The sequence below is a fragment of the Nostoc sp. XA010 genome (assembly GCF_020829625.1).
In the GTDB taxonomy this organism is placed as follows: domain Bacteria; phylum Cyanobacteriota; class Cyanobacteriia; order Cyanobacteriales; family Nostocaceae; genus Nostoc.
On sequence record NZ_JAIVFX010000045.1, the window covers coordinates 15,923 to 35,299 of the forward strand.

The 19,377-nt window shown below is 40.8% G+C and carries 15 protein-coding genes and 1 pseudogene; 6 read left to right on the top strand and 10 right to left on the bottom strand.

Annotated features, from left to right (window positions below):
- Positions 1 to 75: 75 nt before the first annotated feature.
- The 3 genes from LC608_RS31900 to LC608_RS31910 all read right to left on the bottom strand — a co-directional run bounded on the left by LC608_RS31900 (position 76) and on the right by LC608_RS31910 (position 4,241).
- Positions 76 to 2,322, bottom strand: a complete 2,247-nt coding sequence (locus tag LC608_RS31900) for an ATP-dependent RecD-like DNA helicase (protein WP_229557393.1) — start codon at positions 2,320 to 2,322, stop codon at positions 76 to 78.
- A gap of 211 nt (positions 2,323 to 2,533) precedes the next feature.
- On the bottom strand, positions 2,534 to 3,487 hold the full coding sequence (locus tag LC608_RS31905) for a ParB/RepB/Spo0J family partition protein (RefSeq protein WP_229557394.1): 954 nt from the start codon (positions 3,485 to 3,487) through the stop codon (positions 2,534 to 2,536).
- A gap of 1 nt (position 3,488) precedes the next feature.
- Positions 3,489 to 4,241, bottom strand: a complete 753-nt coding sequence (locus LC608_RS31910) for a ParA family protein (RefSeq protein ID WP_229557395.1) — start codon at positions 4,239 to 4,241, stop codon at positions 3,489 to 3,491.
- A 569-nt stretch (positions 4,242 to 4,810) separates the two neighbouring features.
- Here LC608_RS31910 and LC608_RS31915 point away from each other — a divergent pair.
- From LC608_RS31915 to LC608_RS31930, 4 genes are all read left to right on the top strand, one after another.
- The gene (locus tag LC608_RS31915) at positions 4,811 to 5,095 is read left to right on the top strand and encodes a hypothetical protein (RefSeq protein ID WP_229557396.1); all 285 of its coding nucleotides are present in this window, start codon (positions 4,811 to 4,813) and stop codon (positions 5,093 to 5,095) included.
- Between the two features lie 51 nt (positions 5,096 to 5,146).
- Positions 5,147 to 5,662: a hypothetical protein gene (locus LC608_RS31920; RefSeq protein WP_229557397.1), complete on the top strand. Its 516-nt coding sequence runs from the start codon at positions 5,147 to 5,149 to the stop codon at positions 5,660 to 5,662.
- Between the two features lie 417 nt (positions 5,663 to 6,079).
- Positions 6,080 to 7,039 (top strand): ParM/StbA family protein, encoded by a 960-nt coding sequence (locus tag LC608_RS31925; protein WP_229557398.1) that lies wholly within the window; start codon positions 6,080 to 6,082, stop codon positions 7,037 to 7,039.
- Positions 7,040 to 7,049: 10 nt separating this feature from the next.
- The gene (locus tag LC608_RS31930; RefSeq protein WP_229557399.1) at positions 7,050 to 7,340 is read left to right on the top strand and encodes a hypothetical protein; all 291 of its coding nucleotides are present in this window, start codon (positions 7,050 to 7,052) and stop codon (positions 7,338 to 7,340) included.
- A 130-nt stretch (positions 7,341 to 7,470) separates the two neighbouring features.
- On the opposite strand, the gene LC608_RS31935 is transcribed toward LC608_RS31930, so the two are convergent.
- The 3 genes and pseudogenes from LC608_RS31935 to LC608_RS31945 form a co-directional block, all read right to left on the bottom strand.
- Entirely contained in the window at positions 7,471 to 8,241 is a 771-nt protein-coding gene (locus tag LC608_RS31935; RefSeq protein WP_229557400.1) for a hypothetical protein, read from the bottom strand.
- A 140-nt stretch (positions 8,242 to 8,381) separates the two neighbouring features.
- A complete protein-coding gene (locus LC608_RS31940; RefSeq protein WP_229557407.1) occupies positions 8,382 to 9,146 on the bottom strand; it encodes a tetratricopeptide repeat protein in 765 nt (254 codons plus the stop codon).
- 81 nt (positions 9,147 to 9,227) lie between these two features.
- Positions 9,228 to 14,143, bottom strand: a pseudogene (locus tag LC608_RS31945) (hypothetical protein).
- 47 nt (positions 14,144 to 14,190) lie between these two features.
- Here LC608_RS31945 and LC608_RS31955 point away from each other — a divergent pair.
- Positions 14,191 to 14,721 (top strand): hypothetical protein, encoded by a 531-nt coding sequence (locus LC608_RS31955; protein WP_229557401.1) that lies wholly within the window; start codon positions 14,191 to 14,193, stop codon positions 14,719 to 14,721.
- A gap of 79 nt (positions 14,722 to 14,800) precedes the next feature.
- Here LC608_RS31955 and LC608_RS31960 read toward each other — a convergent pair whose 3' ends face one another.
- A complete protein-coding gene (locus tag LC608_RS31960) occupies positions 14,801 to 15,160 on the bottom strand; it encodes a hypothetical protein (protein ID WP_229557402.1) in 360 nt (119 codons plus the stop codon).
- A gap of 212 nt (positions 15,161 to 15,372) precedes the next feature.
- Complete coding sequence (locus tag LC608_RS31965) at positions 15,373 to 15,792, bottom strand: hypothetical protein (protein ID WP_229557403.1); 420 nt, start codon at positions 15,790 to 15,792, stop codon at positions 15,373 to 15,375.
- 83 nt (positions 15,793 to 15,875) lie between these two features.
- On the opposite strand from LC608_RS31965, the gene LC608_RS31970 reads away from it, so the two are divergent.
- Complete coding sequence (locus tag LC608_RS31970; protein ID WP_229557404.1) at positions 15,876 to 16,682, top strand: P63C domain-containing protein; 807 nt, start codon at positions 15,876 to 15,878, stop codon at positions 16,680 to 16,682.
- Between the two features lie 97 nt (positions 16,683 to 16,779).
- Here LC608_RS31970 and LC608_RS31975 read toward each other — a convergent pair whose 3' ends face one another.
- Positions 16,780 to 18,027 carry a ParM/StbA family protein gene (locus LC608_RS31975; protein ID WP_229557405.1) on the bottom strand — a complete coding sequence of 416 codons (1,248 nt, stop codon included), beginning with the start codon at positions 18,025 to 18,027 and terminating at the stop codon, positions 16,780 to 16,782.
- 215 nt (positions 18,028 to 18,242) lie between these two features.
- Positions 18,243 to 18,773 carry a hypothetical protein gene (locus LC608_RS31980; protein WP_229557406.1) on the bottom strand — a complete coding sequence of 177 codons (531 nt, stop codon included), beginning with the start codon at positions 18,771 to 18,773 and terminating at the stop codon, positions 18,243 to 18,245.
- Between the last annotated feature and the right edge of the window lie 604 nt (positions 18,774 to 19,377).

A 19,377-nucleotide genomic window follows, 5' to 3' on the forward strand; every position in this document is an offset into this window, starting at 1 on the left:
TTTTTAAACCAGGGGATTTAAAAGTATAAATCAAATAGCTCAATAAATTTTTCTATTTTGAAGAACCAAAACATATCACCAATGCAGCCCTGCCTGAAGTAACCTCTGCTGTAACCGTGTGTAGCGCATTTGGTCATCGGTAGAGCGCACCGCCAGAGATATCGCTTTTTTGGCTCCAACCACGATCGCTAACTTCTTGGCACGAGTTATACCAGTGTAAAACAGGTTTCGGGTCAACATCATATAGTGCTGCATATAGATTGGCAGAACTATCACTGGATATTCTGACCCCTGGCTTTTATGAATAGTTACGCTCCACGCTAGCGCAATTTCGTTGAGGTCAGCGTAATCGTAAACCACAGTACGCTCACCATATTGCACTGCAACTTCCTGCTCGACAGTATCAATGCTTTGAATAATCCCCAGGTCGCCGTTGAAAACTTCACGGTTATAGTCATTGGTTAGCTGGATGATGCGATCGCCCTCGCGTAACAAATTCCCACCTCTATTAATCTCTACCTTGCTGGGGCTGGGTGGGTTGATCAACTGCTGCAATACTGTGTTCAGATTACGAGTCCCGATTACTCCCCGTGTCATCGGACAAAGCACTTGGACATCAGTGGCAGGATTAAAACCTAAGCGGGGAATTAAATCGGTAATCAACTCGCAGATTGCTTGCACTCCATGTTCAGGCTGATGACCACCACCATGCCACAGACAATCAGATTGAGGTGTGTCAGAAATCGGTTCAATCGTGGGATAAATTCCTCGATTAATCTGATGAGCAGCAGTGATAATTGCACTTGTTTGAGCTTGGCGAAATACCTGGGTCAACCGCACCACCGGAACTCGCCTAGAATTAATCAAATCAGCAAGTATTTGACCTGGCCCTACAGATGGTAACTGGTCAATGTCACCTACTAACAACAGTAGAGCGCCAGCTAATACTGCTTTAACCAAGGAGTAAGCCAGAAATAAATCAAGCATACTGGCTTCATCAGCGATAATTGCCGTGTGGGGTAAAGGATTTTCGCTATCGCGCTTGAAACCCCTTGAGCGGGGGTCAAATTCTAACAAGCGATGTATGGTTTTAGCTTCCAGCCCAGTCATTTCACCTAAGCGTTGAGCAGCCCGTCCAGTGGGTGCTGCCATTGCAATAGATTTACCCATTGCTTTCCACAGGCTAACAATGGTGTGAGTTGTGAAGGTCTTTCCTACGCCAGGGCCACCAGTCAAAATCATGATTTTGGAGTAGGCTGCTGTTTCTAAAGCTTGGCGTTGCTGTTCTGAAAGCTGAATTTTACGGCTGGCTGTAAAGCGGTCAATCCAGGCACGGACACGGGGAATATCTTGTGCAATCGGCTGGCTCAAGCGCCCAGATATCAGTTGTGCTAGGTTTTGTTCTGTATGAAAATAAGTTGGTTTGTAGCACAGCAGGGTTTGGTCTGGAATTTTCTCTCTGATTAGCTCATCTTTCAGAGCCATGTCTTTGATAGTTTGAGCCATTGCATCTTCTGTTGACTGATGCTCTTCAGTAGTCAACAGTTTAATCACGGACTCAATTAGTTCTGGCTGTGGTAAGTAACAATGTCCATCTTCAGCAGCTTCACTCAAAGCGTGGACAAGTCCAGCACAATATCTAAACTCAGAATTAGGGGCAACTCCTAAGTTTCGAGCAATCTTATCAGCAGTTAGAAAACCAATACCGTAGATATCGGCTGCTAGTTGGTACGGGTTATGGGTTACTGTGGCGATCGCTTTATCACCATATTGTTTGTAAATTTTGACCGCGTATGTTGTTGAAACACCGTGCCCTTGCAAAAATACCATTACTTCTTTTATAGCTTTCTGTGTCTCCCAGGCATTTTTAATTAACTTAATCCGCTTTTTGGCAATACCCTGGACTTCAATCAGTCGTTCAATTTGGTTTTCGATGATGTCCAGAGTTTCTAAACCAAAGTGAGCAACGATGCGCTTGGCTGTAACTGGTCCCACACCTTTAATTAGTCCACTGCCCAAATATTTCTCAATTCCAGTAAGAGTAGCTGGTTTGGTTTCTTTGTAGTTGACTACTTGGAACTGTGGCCCAAATTGTGGATGGTCACGCCAGAATCCAGTTAGCTGTAAAGTCTGCCCTGGCTGGATATTAGCAAAGCTGCCAACAATTGTTGTGAGTTCGGTGCTACGCGGGCGAGTCAGCCTTGCCACTGTGTAACCCGATTCAGCAGAGTAAAAAGTTAAACGTTCTACAACTCCAGTGATTGTTTCGTGTTGAGGAAAGGCGCTTACTTGTTGAGGGGAAAGATTAGGAGGAGTGGACATTGCTTATCATCAGATGCCGCACATAATTATATATAATACTGGAATTCAATTAACTGTAGTACATAAATACTATTTTTTTGAGATTACAGTAATAGTAGATAATAAAGTCGAAAATGCTTTGCCTCACCATACGATGACTACGAGCGCAAGCTATGGAAGCTACGCCTCAAAGGTTGGTAAGAGTGAAAGATGTTGTAAAAAACCGTAGATTTTACTCTAATAAAGCTTCAATTTGCCCTAACAACTTCTCTAAAACTTTTGCTTTATTAGGATCTTCCCAGACTTTAGCTTGCTTAACTCGCTGATAGGCTTCCTTCATCCGATTAGTCAGAATATTCGGCTGAGAAGACTTAGGAGGTTGAACTGATTGAATGTAACTTTTGATATCTCTAACTGAAAGGTTTTCTTCAATAGTTTTCACTAGAAGTTGATGTCGCTGATCTTCGTCTTTCAATTGAGCGATGATACGGGCTTTGGTATATTCTAGTTGTCCTTGGCGCAAAATTTCTAGAACATCTTTAGGTAAATTTAGTAAAGGTAGGCGATGACTACGAAAACTGTCTGGAGTCACCCTACCTATTACTGAAAATATCTTTTCTAGCATTTCCCATTGGTTACGAACAACGTTGTTCGTAATTTCTGTTTTTTGCTTTTGGAGGTTAGCAATATGATTGAGTAGGGAAATAACTTCTCCTTGAGAGCATTCCAAGCGGATAGATAGCAGTTGCAAAATAGCTTCAGTTTCCTCAACCGGATTTAAATCTTCCCGTTGCAAATTTTCGAGGAGGGCGACTTGGAAAGCATCTTGGTCATTAAGATGGCGAATAATAACCGGAACTTGTTCTATTCCAAGAGTTTGAGCAGCACGGTAGCGACGTTCACCAGCAATCAATTCATAATTACCGGATTCTAGCGGTCGGACAAGCAGTGGCTGCAAGATACCATGTTCACGAATAGAAGCAACTAGGCTTTCCATTCCTTGAATTGAAAAATAACGCCGAGGCTGATGAGCAGCTAGGTGAATTTGAGTTATTAATAAAGATTGTTCAATAGATTGATTTTCCGAGAGTTGAGGATTATTGGTAACTCCTACTAAGTCAAGGAATTGTCTTGTTTTATTCGGAAATTCCATTTCATCTGCCATTGACAAGCGCCGCTTCGCCATATTACTCCTGTTCTGCCATTGATCTGGCGATTTCTTGATAAGGTTCAATCAATTTTCTTTCTGTGCTATACCGATGGATTGGTTGACGTGCCAAGTTAGACTCTGGAAACTGAACAGACTTAGGAACCGGTTCAAAAATTTTGACCCCAGGAAGTTTAGTTTTAAGAGTTTTGAGAGCATCTTGGGTCGTGAGTGTACGGTCTGCCATTGTAGGCAAGACTCCTAAAATTTGCAAATTGGGGTGAGTGTCTTCATCACGAAGACTTTCGATAGTTTCCAATAATTGTCGTAAGCCTTCCAAAGCAAAGAACTGACATTGAACGGGGATCAAGACTGCATCTGCTGCCATTAGTGCATTTAGAGTCAACATACCTAAGCTAGGTGGGCAATCAATGAGGATATGAGCAAATTCTTGCCGTAAAGGGTTCAATTTCTTTCTCAGGATTCGGCTATTATCTGCCGAGGTCAAAATTTGCTTTTCTCCAGATGCTAGAGATATGTCAGCCGGAATCAGCTTGATTCCGTACTCGGTGTCAATAATAGTTTCAGATGCGCTCTGTTTACGATCTGTAAGTACTTCATAAGCAGTCATCTGCCCTGGCTGAATCTTAATTCCTAGACCTGTGGTTAAATTCCCTTGGGGATCAAAGTCAACTACAAGGCAGGAGGAACTTTCTGCCAGCAATCCACTTAGTGCGATAGTAGAGGTTGTCTTGGCTACTCCTCCCTTTTGATTAGTAACTGCGATAATCATATTTTCTTAGTACTATGCGATTTTTGATGAAAAAACATATATATATTAGTTACAGAATGAACTGATTCTATGACAATTTAAGTAGACCGCAAAGATTTTCACAAGTTTTACAACAAAGTAATGAAAAACTAATGCTCTAAATTGCTTGTTACCTAAAAAGCTAACTATACTTTCGTTCTAGCGATGAGGAGCGATTTAGTGAAATAAATTGGCGGTTAAAATACACTCATTTTCCAAAGTTCAGGAAAGAAAGTTCTGATGAAGTCTATCGAGCGATCGTCCAAGCCACCTAAACAATAGCTCATTTCCTAACGACCAAAGCCCTTCTTCTTGATCTTGTTGCTTATAAACCAGTAGAGAAACAGCAGCCAACCTCTCAGCCTGACATTACTCCCAGTGTTGAGCTGCCGTCAGTTGAGCAGCCAGCCCAAGCAGAGGTAATATCTCCTTTAAGGTCAAAGACAAACGCTGCTGAAAAACCGCAACATTTAGAGAAAAGTAAAGCCAAACATACCTCTGCTGACAAGAGAAAATCCAAATTACCGCAACAGCCTAAGCAACAGGGTCAATTGACAAAGAGCGATGAAGAAGAAGAGTTAGCGCCAGAACGCTGTCAACATATCCAGTTTTTGGACTGCGATAAACAAATGGGGCGCGTGGTATTCGAGTGTTGGCACTGTCAGCAGGGAATAATTAGCGAGTTTACTGGGGAACCAGTAATGGGAGAATACAAAGGTCATCCTTCACTAATTCAGGTGAAAGTCCAATGTCCTAATTGTGAGCAGACGGCGATTAGATTAACAACGGGTCAGGTGGTTTCAACAACAGCGATTCCTTCACCTTGGCAGCAATGATGGCACACACCAAGATCAAAAGTGATTGGTGAAAGATATTTACAACCAATAATGCAAAAGCTGAGATTTTTACCCTCAATAATAACTGCACTAACGGCACTGGCACTAACTAGTTGCAGCACTACTACTGCTGAACAGTATGAAGCTACAGCGCTCACCAGTTACACTTGGCAAGTTAAATATGCGGATAACCTAACTAGTCAACCACAGCCACGAATTGAAACTTTTACTACCACTTCAGTGTTGAATCGGAATGGATTGAAACCGCCAGGAGCAGTTATTGGCCCAGATGACCGAGGGTTATGGTGGCCTACTTTACCGCCGCGACCAAGTGTCGATGAAGTTGAACAACGTAAAAAATCTCAAGAAGAGGCAGGCAAACCTGAATTGCTCAAAGATGTAAAGTATAAACTGACCTATGGAATGGGTAATACTCAGAACACGCTACCTACGAACTATGAAGTTTATCGGCAAGTAGTAAAAGCTTACCCTCAAAAAACTCCTTTGGCATTGACTTTGGGTGTGAATGATAATTCAGTTGAGAAAGCTGAACCTGTAAGCAAGTAGTAACGCACTCGTTACATAGTCAGCAAGAAGTTAAAGATCAAGACTGAATTGCTTTTCAACAATCTTATTGACAGTAAAGTATAAATCAAAGAGTCAGCGATGATCTAAATTAATTTCTGCTACGTTGATAAAAAAGATTTCAGAAATTCTTGGTGGGGGTCACATAGGAGCTATATATACCCCAACAATAGCTCAACACTTTGATGATATTTTGACCCCTATATAGGATGCATATAGGTGCTAAATGGGGTATATCTGACTAGCTAAGATTTTGTACCCCACTTAGCCCCCAAGGGGATATGATAAGCTTTTGAGGCTGGAGAAAAAGGGATAGTTATTTTATTCTTTTCTACCTCTGCTTCTCCAAATCATCTGAACAGATAATTTTCACAAATTAAAGTGTATTACTTGGAGCCTATGTCAAACATTCACACCTTGCAAAAAATTTTTCCTGCGGGTTTCGATAACGGTTACGGAAGTCTCAAACTTTTAGTCGAAGGGTTTGAAGTAGTTCGTGTCCCAAGCTATATAACCAATGCCGAGATGGAAGATGTTCCAGGGCGTGTAGTTTTTAACGGCAATGCTTACACAGTTGGAGAGTCAGCTTACCGTACAGGAAATTATTTTGACCGGAACACCGATAATAATGAAAATAAAGTCAATAATGCGTTGTTGACTTTATTGGGTGCATTGGCACATCTACCACACCGTAAGGCTTGGCACTTAAAATTAGTCGTCAGTTTACATGATGTCGGTCTGGCTGAAGAATTACAAAAAGTACTAAATGGAGAATATCAGCCAATACTTGCTGGCAAACAATCAGATGTAAAAGTTGAAGTCCTGAAAGTCGTACTAGAGGGAATGGGTGCATTGTTTGGGCATCCACTACCGAAAAAGCTAACCATTTTAGACTTTGGCAATGGTACGACTTTGTATTCTCGTTACAACCGGGGTCAGCGAGAAGTTCACACTGCTTACCCCATCGGTGTAGAAGTTCTCATCGATGATATCACCCAAAAAATGAAACATTTAAATGGCGGAAAAATCGGAGATCCATCCAAAATCCGATTTTGTTTGGAAATGGGGCATACCCGATACAGCCGTGACATCGATATCAAAGATGTATACACTACTTGTTTAAAAGATTGGTATGAAAAATACTTGAAGAAAGTGGTGAATTTAACACTTGATGCCAAGCACCAGGGGGATGAAATCTGGGCGATTGGTGGAGGCTGCCTCTTACCAGGATTTAAAAAGCTGTTGGAGAAAAACGGCTTCAAAATCTTGGACAATCCGGTAGAAGCCAATGTCTCTGGGCTTTTAGAGATGGCAAAAACTATTATGAGCAAGAACCCAACTACTACATCTCTTAAGTGAAGTTATAACAATGGCAGATAAAAAAGACTTAGCACCGGAAAAAGTTCGCCTCAAAGATAATTACCGAGAGCGCATATTTGCGGAATCGCAAAAACTAGATAAAAGTTACCTGGACACAATTTACTTTATAGTTGATTGCTATTTTGTTTTCATCAAGGCTGGATTACCTGCACAACATATAGCAAACACTCCGATTAATACTGAGTCAAACCAACTCACCTCAAGAAGTTCAACTCCATTTCCAGAGGAGAAAGAAGAAGATTCTTCAGGGGAAACATTCAGCCTTAATTTTGATTTGTAACCGTCAAAGGAAGTTGACAACAGTAAAGAAGGGGGATTAGCCTGTGCCATTCCATCTGTGAGAGCTAATTCATCAGCGTAGGCGTAGCCCGCCGCAGGCATCGCTTACTTATGTTCATGTCAGCACAAGGTTATTCTTCCTCCTCCTCCTCGTCATATTCATAATCTGCATAATCCTTTCCATGCTGCTCGTACCAAAGGCGTTCTTCCTCTTGAGCCGCCTCTCGCTGTATCCTTTTCCGCTCTGCCATCTCTGCTTCTAAGCGTTCTTGCGCTAATTTCTCCTTCTCAATTCTTTCTTTCAAAAGCCTTTCTCGCTCTTGGGTTTCTTGTTCTACCCTCTCCCTCTCAAGTCTGATTAATCGCTGCTCAACTCGTCCACAGTAAAAATCCAAAGCCTTACCCGTCGCGGCTCCGGTACAGGTACCACCCACTAGAAAGATGAGTCCAGTTTTCCAGCCTTCAATCGGGCCACCGCTCCACTGCAAACTTTTTTGATTGAACCACACCAGCACAGAAAAGACAGAAATTCCAACTATTGTATTGATCAGAGCGAAAATTCTCGGTGTCATTTCAGTCTGGCGGAGAATTAGCCACTGTCCCAGCCAGAGTATTGCACCAAAAATCACCGCAGCAATCCCGCTCATGACAGCATTATTTGGATATCTGAACGGATCTAATGTCATGTTAATAATCAATGGCACAAATATCAGCGCAGAGAGCAAAAAGCCAATGAATAAGCCAGCAACACTTATCAGGCTCCAGTAGCGACCAAGATAACCGAGGCGGAATTCTAGTATCCACTCTTGTACGGGAAGCATTGTAATGTAAAACGCGATCCCTGCACTGACGTAATCGAGCATTGGCAGTTGTTTTACCTTTATATTTAGCGTATTTGGCATAACCGTGCCAAAACGGACAAGAAAGATGCTAACCTAAGACGGATTGAAGCAATGATTGATTACTGAAAGGTTTCTCGCTTCCTGCGATCGCAGAAAGAAATGAAAAAAGAATTTAATTTGTAGCCGCTCGACAAAAGTGGTTACTTTTTCGATTTGACTATCCTACTTTCAACCCCAAACAAATCTTTGTAAACTTCATGATCTCGAAAAAGCTCCATAATCAAGCTCCGAGTAAAAGCACAGTAAATCATATTCCCTCGCGCCTCATACAAACCAAAAGCTTTAAATAAATCTTTTTTAGCGCCCTCAATATTGCCCAGATGGAACCTGACTATCCCTCGTCCACAGTATGCTTCTGCACAATCAGCATCTAGAGATAATACTTTTTCTAAATCAAAGAGTGACTTTTCTAATTCCCCAGATAAAAAATAAATATTCGCCCTATTTATATAAGCTGATAAACAGTTTGGGTCAAGTGAAATTATTTGATTGTAATCTAAGATAGCTGCTGGGTTGTCACCAGTTAGATTTTTATATGTATCAGCGCGATTCAGATAAGCTTGGACTAAATTTGGATTCAGGGCGATGGCTTTAGTGTAATCTTCAATCACCTTGGAGAATTCTGATTTATGACAGATTTTTGATCGAGCTAATCCTCGATTATTATAAGCTTCAGCAAAGTTCGGATTCATTGACAATGCATTATCGAAAAGCTGAATCGCACCTTCATACTTTTCGATTTGAAACTGAATCATCCCTATAGTATTGTGAACTTCGGCAAAATTAGGATAGAAATAAAGTGCATTTCTGAAGCACTCCATCACTCCAGATAAGTTTCCTGATTTGAGATGCTCCATTCCTTTGTCATACCACAATTGCCCTTGTTCTACATCAATGTCTTCCATTAATTCCACCAAATATTCTCTGTTTTAATTTAGAATTTCTTAAATATTCATCGACTCGGATATTTAGCTGAGTCAGTTAACTTATCCTTGTATTTCTAATTCTTGACTTTTATTTTTCGCTAATATTTTATCTATCTGACTATTAGCATCCTCAAAAGTTTGTAATATCTGTGGAGTTACTTTATTAGTCTGCACCTTGCCAGATTGCAAGTTTAAAATTATCTCCCCATTTTTCTGCAAAATAGTTAAATCTCTCTGCTGGGTATTGAAAGCCAAGTCATAAGTCTTTCCTTGAACTTGAGTGCCATTTTCATTAGACTTACCCCAGACCATGCCAATCCTTTGAGCAATTTGAGTCAACCGACTGATGGCTTCAAGCTCAAATGTATCCTGATTCATTACTGTCAACGCTGACTCTGATAATTGCTCACCAGCTTTAAACCCATTTGCCACTTCTACAATGCGTTTTTTGTAATTTTCCGACTTCCCTAACTTATCTGCGGCATTATACCAATTTCTCAAGTCATCAATAGTGACTGTCGGGAGCTTCTCTACACTTAGAGGTTCGGTTTTCGCACTATTACTAATGTCTGGTGTAGAAGGAGTAGCGGAGAGGAATGGAGTTATAGATTGGTTAGGTGGGGATTGTGCTGTTTGTTCTGGTGGTTTCAAAAACTGCGGTCGTGTGGCAAGGGAGTTAACTTTTTGTTGATAGTCACTATCCGTTTCAATAATTCCCCCGAATTTCTTGGTCATGCTCGACAAAGTTTTGGCAGGGATGGAGCTATCAACCAAGTTAAATACCGCTAGACCTTTCTTAGTTTCCCTAATGACATCTTCGGGTGGGACTTGGGAATATACAACATTTTGCTTCTTTAGCCATAAGGTTACAGATTCAACTTTGTGATTGTCAACAGCCAAGCCCGTGACTCCCAGCTTTTTGTTTGATTCTGTAGAAAATAAGAAAGTAGAACGCTCTTTAATATGATGTAGAATTGGCTCACTACTATCAATCATCTGCTGTTGTTGAGGGTTAACTGATTGAGTCCCAAAAGCCTGAAATTCCTTCGTCCATTTCTGGGGATATTCAACGGTCTTAGGGTCAATTTGAGCGCAAATAACAGAAAAGTTACTTTCAATAATAGTGGGTGCGTGTGTAAGTTGTCCGGTTTTGAGTAGTCCAAGCTGTCTGAGCGCGTCTTTGTCTTTTTTAAAGTGCAACACTCCCAAGGGTTCACCATTCAAAAATACAGCATCTCTAGTTTTAGAAGCTGAGGTTTCGATAGTCAGTTTTCGGTAATCTTGATCATTAAATGTCTGACCAGAAAAATCATAAAAGTTAATTTTATTGATTTTGAGAAGGTTCCCATTGGGAGATTCACCCAGAACAAAAGCCTGATCTCCTGTTTCAGAGATTGACGTGAGCTTTAATTTTAGGAGATTACCATTTTTTAAGTAATCAACTTGTTTTAACTGCTGGACAGAATCGCTGTCTAACTCCCCTAATGTTTTACCATCTAACTTAATTTTTACTGTTTTATCAGGAATCGGCACAGTGCCAAATTCTAAATTTACCGGTTCGGCGTTAAAAACAAGTCCTGCATAAGAGAAGTTCTTGAGTTCACGGATAGTAATTTCAACCGGTTCGTTTCCTGGTAGCCCAATAGTTGCTTTGGCGGTAGCAGGTTCTACTCCAACCATACAAGAGAGCGCTTTCGTACCAATGGGAAGCTGTCCAGTTCTTGTCTCCAGCATGGCGAATTCTTTATATTCGCCGTCACTATCCTGTACAAATAAGAGTCTGGAAACGTGGCGTTCGTGTCCCGGTGGGTGGTGGCTAGCTCTAATTTCTATCGCGTGTTTTTCGGTGGGATTCCAATCTCGACCCAAAAATTGATTCGCTTCATTATTTAATGTGACTAACTTCGGTTCGCTAAATTGCAGTTTCTCCAAGCGGGAGATAATCTCATTGGGGAAAGCAGCGAAAGCAAAATTGGAAACTTTTTTAGCGTGAGCTTGGGGGTTTGCGTTTTCTTTTCTTGCAACTTCGAGTTCATCCTGGCGGGATGCACAGATGTTCCAAGCTGCTGCGGCAGATGCAAGTTTTTCTGACTCTGGGATAGAGGCATAAAATGCTTCAGCTGCATCATTTGCCAAGGCAAAGAGTAGTTTAGTTTGGCTTCTGGTAAGTTCTGGTTTTAGTTCTAATAGTTTAGCCCCCTGCGTGGTCATCCCCGCATTGAGGTTATGGTCAGTTACAGATTGTTGGCTAACTGTCCCCAGGTTGCGGTAAGCAGGTTTTCCATCTTCCCTTACCTCGCCATTAATTTGTGCGACTGCCAATAATTTATGAGGGCGTTCACTGTTTGTAAATTTAATTTCATCTAAGCGAATATTAAGTGTCTGGGCTTTCCAGATTAGGGGATGCCCGTAACGAGTTAGATTGGTAATTTCCAGTTTGCAAGACTGTGGAGTTTGCACTATTGCGGATGGCCCTTTCTCAGTTTCACGCCGTTGAGACATCCGAACCGCAGCGTTGAATTTCAGATCGAACTCGTATTTGGCGGCGATCGCTGCAAATTTCTGCTGTGGTGTAAATTCTACTCCTTTGAACAAGTCTTTAAACTGGACTATGGGACGCGATTCTAACTGTGATTCTTGGAAATATTTATTAGTTTGGCTAATCAATAATTCTACTGGTGAGTAGCCCTTTGGTGTTATACCTGTGCTTAAATAAACTGAACGCGACTTTTTATCTTTAATATAGTTAACATCACGATACAAGTAGCGGTTGTTTTCCCTGATTTTATCCATTTCAGGTTTTTTAGCACTTTTGAATAAATCAACCGCTATTTGGTTTTGATAACACCCCTCCTCAATCATACTTCGATACATCAAGCGGTTTACATCCATCGCCTGCTGAATATTTTCTGGGGTTCTTTCATCCAAAGCAAGTTCAACAACCCCTTGCATATAAGGCTTGTATTCTTCTCGAATTAACTTTGGCTCTTTCTGGCGTTCTTGCTCAAACAGGGTTTCGTAATGGTTAGAAACTTGGTCTAGATAATTTGATTTCTGCTCAAAAGTACCGTAAGTTTTAAGTACTTCAATTTCCGATTCTAATGCCTCCAGTGCAGTAACTTGATTGTTGATTACTCCCACACTAATGCTATCGCTCATGTGGATGGCGATTTTTTCAAAGTCAGGTTGGGTTCCAGTTTTAGGATCGTAGAATGATTGTTTTTTGAGCTTAACTGTAGGAGAATAGGCGTTTTGGGGTTGGTTCCTGTACTCGGCTTCGGCTGTTAAGTTAGGGTAGTTACTAGCTAGTGCTACACCAATACAGTCACCGTCAAAATCTCGTGCTTGGCGTTCTGATTCGGTTTCGGCTGGGTCAACTTCGCCAACATCAATACCTTGCGCTTCTAACTGTGCAATTCTCTGCTGTATACGCTTGTGGTCTTCGTCACTAACTACAATTACACCTTCTAAGGGTTCACCGTCTGGCCCTAGTTGATCTTCAACATATTTATTATTAGAAACACACAAACCATTAGAATTCAGAAAAGGAGAACGGAAGTTAAGAACTTTTTCTTGTTCGTCAAGCCAAGGAACACAAATTTCACCATTTTTGAGTTCCTTGGATGGAATAATCATCCCTCGGTCAAAAGTAAGCGTTTTCCCCAGAGCGATATCTCGCCATTGGCTCTGTACAAACCGACTTAATTCTTGTTTAACTTTTTCTGTTTCTAATAACTGCTGATGACCAAGTAAGTCAGCTTTGATGAGCTTGTACATGAACAAGTCATCTTTAGTACTTTCGTCATCTAATTCCTCATCTGTATCTAAACAGGGCAAACGCATCTAAAGTATAAGAATCCTTTAATAGCAAGGGTTTCAGCGTTTTTAAATTTAGCCTATTTTTTCGTCAAGATCCTTATCCAGCAGGGGTTTCAGAAATGCCGTGCGTTCGCCCTGTGTATCTAAACCGTCATTTGCTCCTAAGTTTTTGACATCACTTTCAAGGTTTGTGACTTCTCCTACTTTTAATTTACTTTGGTTCAATGATTCTTTACGTTTTTCGTATTTTTCACAATAGTAAGCAGCAACTCTTCTTGGGTTATCTTGAATAGAGGCTAGTTTCTCAGCTTGTAGCTCTAATTCTTCGGCAAAATCTTTAATTCCTTGGGGAAAAGATGCCAGTAGTTGAGAAATAGACATCTGACCTTGCTGAGATTGTCCTTTTTCAGCCAACCAAATATTTTGCTGATATAATCCTGGCTTAATTTGAGGTTTAGTTGCCCCTGCTGGTCTATCCTTATCTGTTCCTTTGAAACTACTTACAGGGAGAATTATATCGATTTTGGGTTCATTATTTGAGTCTGCATATTCTATTTTATCTAGTCTGTATGGTCGGAGTGTTCCTTTCCCAAAGCGGTATTTAGTAGTATCTTCTCCATTTCCTTCCAGCCGAATCGATGCTGGATAACACGGTAGCTTTTATCTTGCTGTGATTCTCTTGAAGTGAGCAAGTCATAAAGTTGGGTTGAAATCTGTCCATAACAATCGCCAACTAGTTTATATGCTAAATCATTTGATAATATTCCTCCGTTTTCACCCCGATTATCAGTAGAATCATCTACTACCAGAATATTTAGTTTTTCGTGAATCGCATTTTTACAAGCTCCAAGAAATATCGAACCATAAGCCCCACGGTCTTTACTATCTGGACAAATTTTTTGAATTGTTTCTAAGCATTCTTTTTCTCCATAAAGTAAGCGAGTTTTAGAAGATAATAATAAGATGTGTCCATCTGGATGATTCTTTAAATCATCGTCTGTACTGTATTCATCTGAGTGCCCAAATGAGAATTCTTTATCAGGAAAGTAAGATTCTAGTAAAGTATTACTGAGCTTTTCGGTTAAAATAGTTTTACGGTCATCTGTATAAATCCATTGATTAAGCCTGGGGTCAAAATGTTTTAATTCCAGTGTCATGAGTTTAAAAAGTTAATGAAACTTAGTTAATATTTTGGGAGGTTTATATGTCAAGAATTAAGCGTTGGATAAATATGCATAAGAAAGAGTTCAATGCAGATGGAAATCTAAGAGATGAAGTAAGACAAGAAAAGCTATCTCTTGGCGCACATCCAGGAGCAATTGAGAGTTATGCTCGTAGATTAAAAGAAGAGTATGACGAGTGGAAGCACCTGGACGAGACTGACCCAGAGCCGTGGCCAATCTACACAGCCTACGATTTCTTCACTGAACAAGAGAAAAGGGAATTTAACCCTGATGGTTCTCTCAAACCTGAATATTTAGAATACGCTCGAAAAATTGGGCTCAGTGAAGGTGCGCTAGAAGAACAAGAACGTCGCAAGAAAATAGAAGTTGATGGTTACAACAAAGTGTCTGCTAAATACGCAGAAAAGGGTATTAATTTTGGTGCATGGCAGATGAGAGGAAGGATTGAAGATAGCAGAACTTACGTTCAACGTCGGCAGCAGATGGAGCAAGACCTGCGTAACTTTGAGGATGCTGACAGTCTGCCTTTCGACAAAGACACAGCATATTAGGTGAGCCTAAGCATAGTGAGTAATAATATAAGCTGAAAGGGTTATCAAACAATGCTTTCAGCTTTTTGGTAAAATCCTTTTAATGAGGTTGAACAGCAGCAGGTGGGTTAGTAGCCGCCGATGGTTTAACAGAGCGAAATGCCCCATTAAAAAAGGCAATCATTCCTAAGATGGCGAAGGCTGTAATGATTACTCTTTGCAGTGAATTGAATGCCGAGCGTTCTTTGATTACTTCAGCCCACATCACTTGCAGTTGGTCTTGTGTTGTTTGCTTTGAAGCTAAATAATAAAGAGCTTCAATACAAGGCGATATATCTTCCCCTTGTTGAACCTTCTGATACAACAAATTTTCTAGTCGTTCCTTCTGTTGAGGAATAGTGAATGAGTCTGTTGGTTTTTGAGGGTGTGTACCGTTGTGGGTTGGTAATTGTAGTGTCATAGTTTTAGTTCAAAGTGGGAAAAAGGTGTAGAACAAATATTTAGAAGAGGGGGAAAGGTTAAAGGGAAAATTCTATCCCTTTCCCCCTAAACCTTCTTCATAAGAGCTACACCTTTAGAGCATGTGAAAACGCTAACGAATAAGCCAAAGTTTAGGTCTTCTACTCCTAAAAAATCAATAACTAGGAGTCTACAAAAAAATCGTACTTTTGGCTAAATTTGGATTTCCATGTCTTCGTTCTCTTGACTAGAGGATTGAAACTGGTTTTGTTGGGAGGCAAGTACTGATGGTTGTGGGAATTGAAACGGACTTGTGCCGTCATTGAAAATTTCTTGTGCAAGTGTGCGTCCATCCCCGTCAGTATCACTCTCCAAGATATATCCCACAACGTGTTTAGGCATTCCTGCTGTTATGGCTTGGGCTAGTAGAGCTTTAGTAAATTCTGGTGATGCTTCACTCTCGCTCAAGACTTGCAATACAGACTCAGCATCAGCAGTAGTCATTTTAGCGATGTCTTTAACTCCGGCTTCTTGCCAAACGTCATCGAAAAACTCCACTGAACGTTCATCAAAACTTTGAGACGCAGCAAATTGGGCTAGCTGTTGGGTATAAAGTTCTTGGTCGTTATTCATATATTGTTAGAGTCGTGATGGAGCAATTTAATAGTTGAATTCAGCGCTGCGCGAAGAATTAATGAAAATCTCGCACAGCTATCATGGCTAAGAAAAATTTTGCCGCAGCCCAAGCAGTTGAGTTGTACATCGGCAACTATCGGTTTGACGCGATTAGAATTGTTGAAACTGAAGAATACCGGATGTCTCAAAATCATATCCTCGAAACAATCGGTATAAATAAGAACTGGTTGACCAGGTTACAGTTTAGCTTACCTCGTGTGAACAAAACCCTTATAGAGCAAGGCTTAAACCACGTTACAGTCCATGCGGAATATACGGTTAAAAACACAGTGACGCGTGCTGTAACGTGGTCATTGAAAGACGTTCGGATCATCTGGCGTTACTTTGATAAACAAGGAAATCATCAAGCAGCAATACTGGTTGATGCACTTGCTGAAGACTCACTCACGAGTAGATTTGAGCAAGTCTGGGGTGAGCAACGCACAGCCGAGCAACGCCGGATAGATGATTGTCGTATTCTGTCTACACCTTGCCCGTGGACTAAAATGTTTGAAACTGAGTTTGAGGAGAATTTGGCTCGGATTAGTAAGCTGCATAAAAAGCACATTAAGAATGGCTTGTACTATTGGGAATTCATTTATAGTTGGATGACACCAGAGGAAAAAGCCAAACTTGACATTGTTAATCCCGTTCTTCCAAATGGGCGGAGGAAGTACAAAATTCATCAAATGCTTTCTCATAAAACAAAAGAGAGATTGTCTCCACATGTCACATCAGTGCTGATTTTGATGAAGTCAGCCAATTCGGTAGCAGAACTGCGGCGACTGGTGCAACGACAGTATGGGGTAGATCAACCGAATCTGTTTGATGGCTGGGATGTTAAATAGTTAGCTTGAATTATGCGATCGCTCAGAAAGTTGGCTTACTCTCTGAGCGATCGCACTTCATAGTTAATGTCGTACAAAAAGGACACTTTATGATTTTTCAACTGTTTAAAGGTTGTTCAGCCTCACGTTTTTTAGCGTATTCACGCAATTGGGCAAGGCCAGAAGTAGGGGTAGAAAGTCGTGGTTTATTGGGGTCAGGGACTAAATCTTGTTTGCGGTCGTAAGCAAAGTTCTTGTCTAACATCAATATATAAGTAATGTGTGCCGTCCAGACATCAGCGACTCGCTCACCAAGACCCTTAGTATCAAGAGGAGCGGGAAATTGTACGCCGCCATTCCAAACAATAGGTATACCTTCATTTTGAAAATGGTCAGTTAACTCCTTCTTGACAAAATCAGCAGTCCCACCACAAATGAGAATTTCATCAAGTGAAGGGATGTTTCGTATCCAACGTACTAGAGCGCGACAGTAATCAGAGCGAACTTCAGGGAGAATGTTTTGAAATAATTTTAAGTCAGCAGATACACCTTCGGGTGTGGCTTGGCGGGACAAAGAACGCAAAGGCTCAAAGTTACCCTTCCCAGCAGCAATGATTGCAGTCACTAAATGTTCATCTTCTTTGGACAAGCCAACAGCAGTGCGTTGAACAAATTGCTGTACTAACCAATTCATACCTAAATCAGTAGTTTCAGCCAAAGCCGGATTACCTTTTTGGCTGAGAACGAAACTCGCGTTCCGGTAGCCAAGCATCAGCAAACCGATATTTTTTTGTGTATATGATGCAGCCAGAGTGCGACTGCGGTATATCATAATCCCACTACCTTCCGGGGCAACATGAAAATTACGCAGCTTACCTTTTAATTTGTTGGTGGGAGTTACAATTCCCCGGTTGAGTGATTGCCCTAACTTTTTACCGAGATTATGAGCATTACTAATTTCTCCTGGTGGCATCAATACTTGGATAAAGGCATCAATATTATTGGTATCGAACTGAAACTGACGGCAAGCTAACCACAACAAAGCAGCCAGTTTTGGTAAAGCATAATGAGATTTTAAATCTCGCAGTGCAGAAGTCCCAGCAAAAACACTTTTTGCCAATGCACCCAAAACATAATACTCATCGCCCATTCCGACCCAAATACTGGTGTTATATGAGTTTGGGACGAAACGCGCCACAGAAGTTTTAGAGACATCAGCGATTTCTGGTGGCATCGCTAATACTATTGGCACACCTGAAGGATAAATCTGAGCGATCGCTTTTGTCTCACTGCCACCAATGTCAGCAGAGATAACGATTTTAGGAGTATTAACAGCAGGTTCAGGATTTGGATTCGGTTTATTCATGAATTACCTCAAAGGGCTGAATGTGTAGGGGTTGCATGGTATTAAGGATGAAGAATGTCTGACTTTTCACGGGAAATACTACAACCCTTATCAAGGCTGGGTATAGGGGGTAGGGTATTGGGTGTAGAGAACCGATATTGTTTTACTGCACCCCAATACCTGCTCCCTACCCCTCTCATCCTTATAGATTTATCGAAATCAAACGTACTATTCGACTAAACCCCAAATAATTTACTAGCCCTTTTCATCTCCTCTGTTATTTCTACGGCTATTAAATCGTTCTCGTAGTCATAATCTTCTTCATCTGGGAGCAAAATTTCTTCTCTAACTTCAACATCATTAGATATAGATAGTGCAGTCGTTGAGTCAGGCTCTTGAGAATTAACTTGTTCTGTCTTATCGAATGAGCCGCCCTGATCTGGGATAGCACCTGGGTAGTCAGCAGTGGTATTCATCAGTTGAACAACAGTACTCATTTGAGGTGAAATCCCAAAAACCTCGCGGATAAGAGATGCCTGACCTTCTAATTGTTTGATTGACCAGATTGCTATTCGTCTTAATTCCTCGTCACGCACTCCTACAGAATGCATCACAAAAGGTAGCCAGTAGGCTTTGATAGTCGATATCACTATTTCTGATAAGCTTCCTAACTGAAAAGGATTCGATTGTAAATAACTAAATACTTTGCCATCTCCAGTATCAGTCCCACGCTTAATCGAAACTATTACTTGCTTTATTTCATCCATGTTTAAAAGTGAAAATTTTCTAGCATAGGTCACATAAATTCCTGCTGACCCTTTTCGCAAGAATTAAATATGCCTTAGTGACTTTTAAATCTGTTCAATTTCTTGGCACTAATAGATTGTATTATAATCGCCAATAATGATTAGCACTCCTCTTATTTTAAAACAATAAAATGTATAGTACTATACATTTTATTGCGACTGTTGTTTGACAGGTCTAGGGCTACTCTACACCTGTCAAGCACCTGTTGAATGACTGCTATAGAGGAACGAGGTAGTTGATTTTTGATTTTCTCTACGACTGTCATTTGACAGGTGTTTAACAGGTGTTTGACGGGTGTAAAGTTTGGTCAAAATTAGCCTGTAGCCGCATTTAAAATAAACGTACCTAGTACGCTTATTTTTGCTATTCTTGATTTGGTCAAAATGCCATTTTTAAGCCTGAGTAAAAATACTCAGTGAGCCGAAAAAATAATTTTAGTTATAGCGGTTATCAGTCTTCTGAAGTACAGTAGCAGCAGTGAGTAAACCAACCCAGTAAATTCTCTATCGTCACTTCTGCGAATGCCGCATCTAATGCCTTAAGTAAATCAGGATATGTCCTTGC

Excerpts from the sequence above, each read along its gene's own strand:
- LC608_RS31900 (WP_229557393.1), bottom strand. The coding sequence starts at position 2,322 with ATGTCCACTCCTCCTAATCTTTCCCCTCAACAAGTAAGCGCCTTTCCT.
- LC608_RS31905 (WP_229557394.1), bottom strand. The coding sequence starts at position 3,487 with ATGGCGAAGCGGCGCTTGTCAATGGCAGATGAAATGGAATTTCCGAAT.
- LC608_RS31910 (WP_229557395.1), bottom strand. The coding sequence starts at position 4,241 with ATGATTATCGCAGTTACTAATCAAAAGGGAGGAGTAGCCAAGACAACC.
- LC608_RS31920 (WP_229557397.1), top strand. The coding sequence starts at position 5,147 with ATGCAAAAGCTGAGATTTTTACCCTCAATAATAACTGCACTAACGGCA.
- LC608_RS31925 (WP_229557398.1), top strand. The coding sequence starts at position 6,080 with ATGTCAAACATTCACACCTTGCAAAAAATTTTTCCTGCGGGTTTCGAT.
- LC608_RS31930 (WP_229557399.1), top strand. The coding sequence starts at position 7,050 with ATGGCAGATAAAAAAGACTTAGCACCGGAAAAAGTTCGCCTCAAAGAT.
- LC608_RS31935 (WP_229557400.1), bottom strand. The coding sequence starts at position 8,241 with ATGCCAAATACGCTAAATATAAAGGTAAAACAACTGCCAATGCTCGAT.
- LC608_RS31940 (WP_229557407.1), bottom strand. The coding sequence starts at position 9,146 with ATGGAAGACATTGATGTAGAACAAGGGCAATTGTGGTATGACAAAGGA.
- LC608_RS31955 (WP_229557401.1), top strand. The coding sequence starts at position 14,191 with ATGTCAAGAATTAAGCGTTGGATAAATATGCATAAGAAAGAGTTCAAT.
- LC608_RS31960 (WP_229557402.1), bottom strand. The coding sequence starts at position 15,160 with ATGACACTACAATTACCAACCCACAACGGTACACACCCTCAAAAACCA.
- LC608_RS31965 (WP_229557403.1), bottom strand. The coding sequence starts at position 15,792 with ATGAATAACGACCAAGAACTTTATACCCAACAGCTAGCCCAATTTGCT.
- LC608_RS31970 (WP_229557404.1), top strand. The coding sequence starts at position 15,876 with ATGGCTAAGAAAAATTTTGCCGCAGCCCAAGCAGTTGAGTTGTACATC.
- LC608_RS31975 (WP_229557405.1), bottom strand. The coding sequence starts at position 18,027 with ATGAATAAACCGAATCCAAATCCTGAACCTGCTGTTAATACTCCTAAA.
- LC608_RS31980 (WP_229557406.1), bottom strand. The coding sequence starts at position 18,773 with ATGGATGAAATAAAGCAAGTAATAGTTTCGATTAAGCGTGGGACTGAT.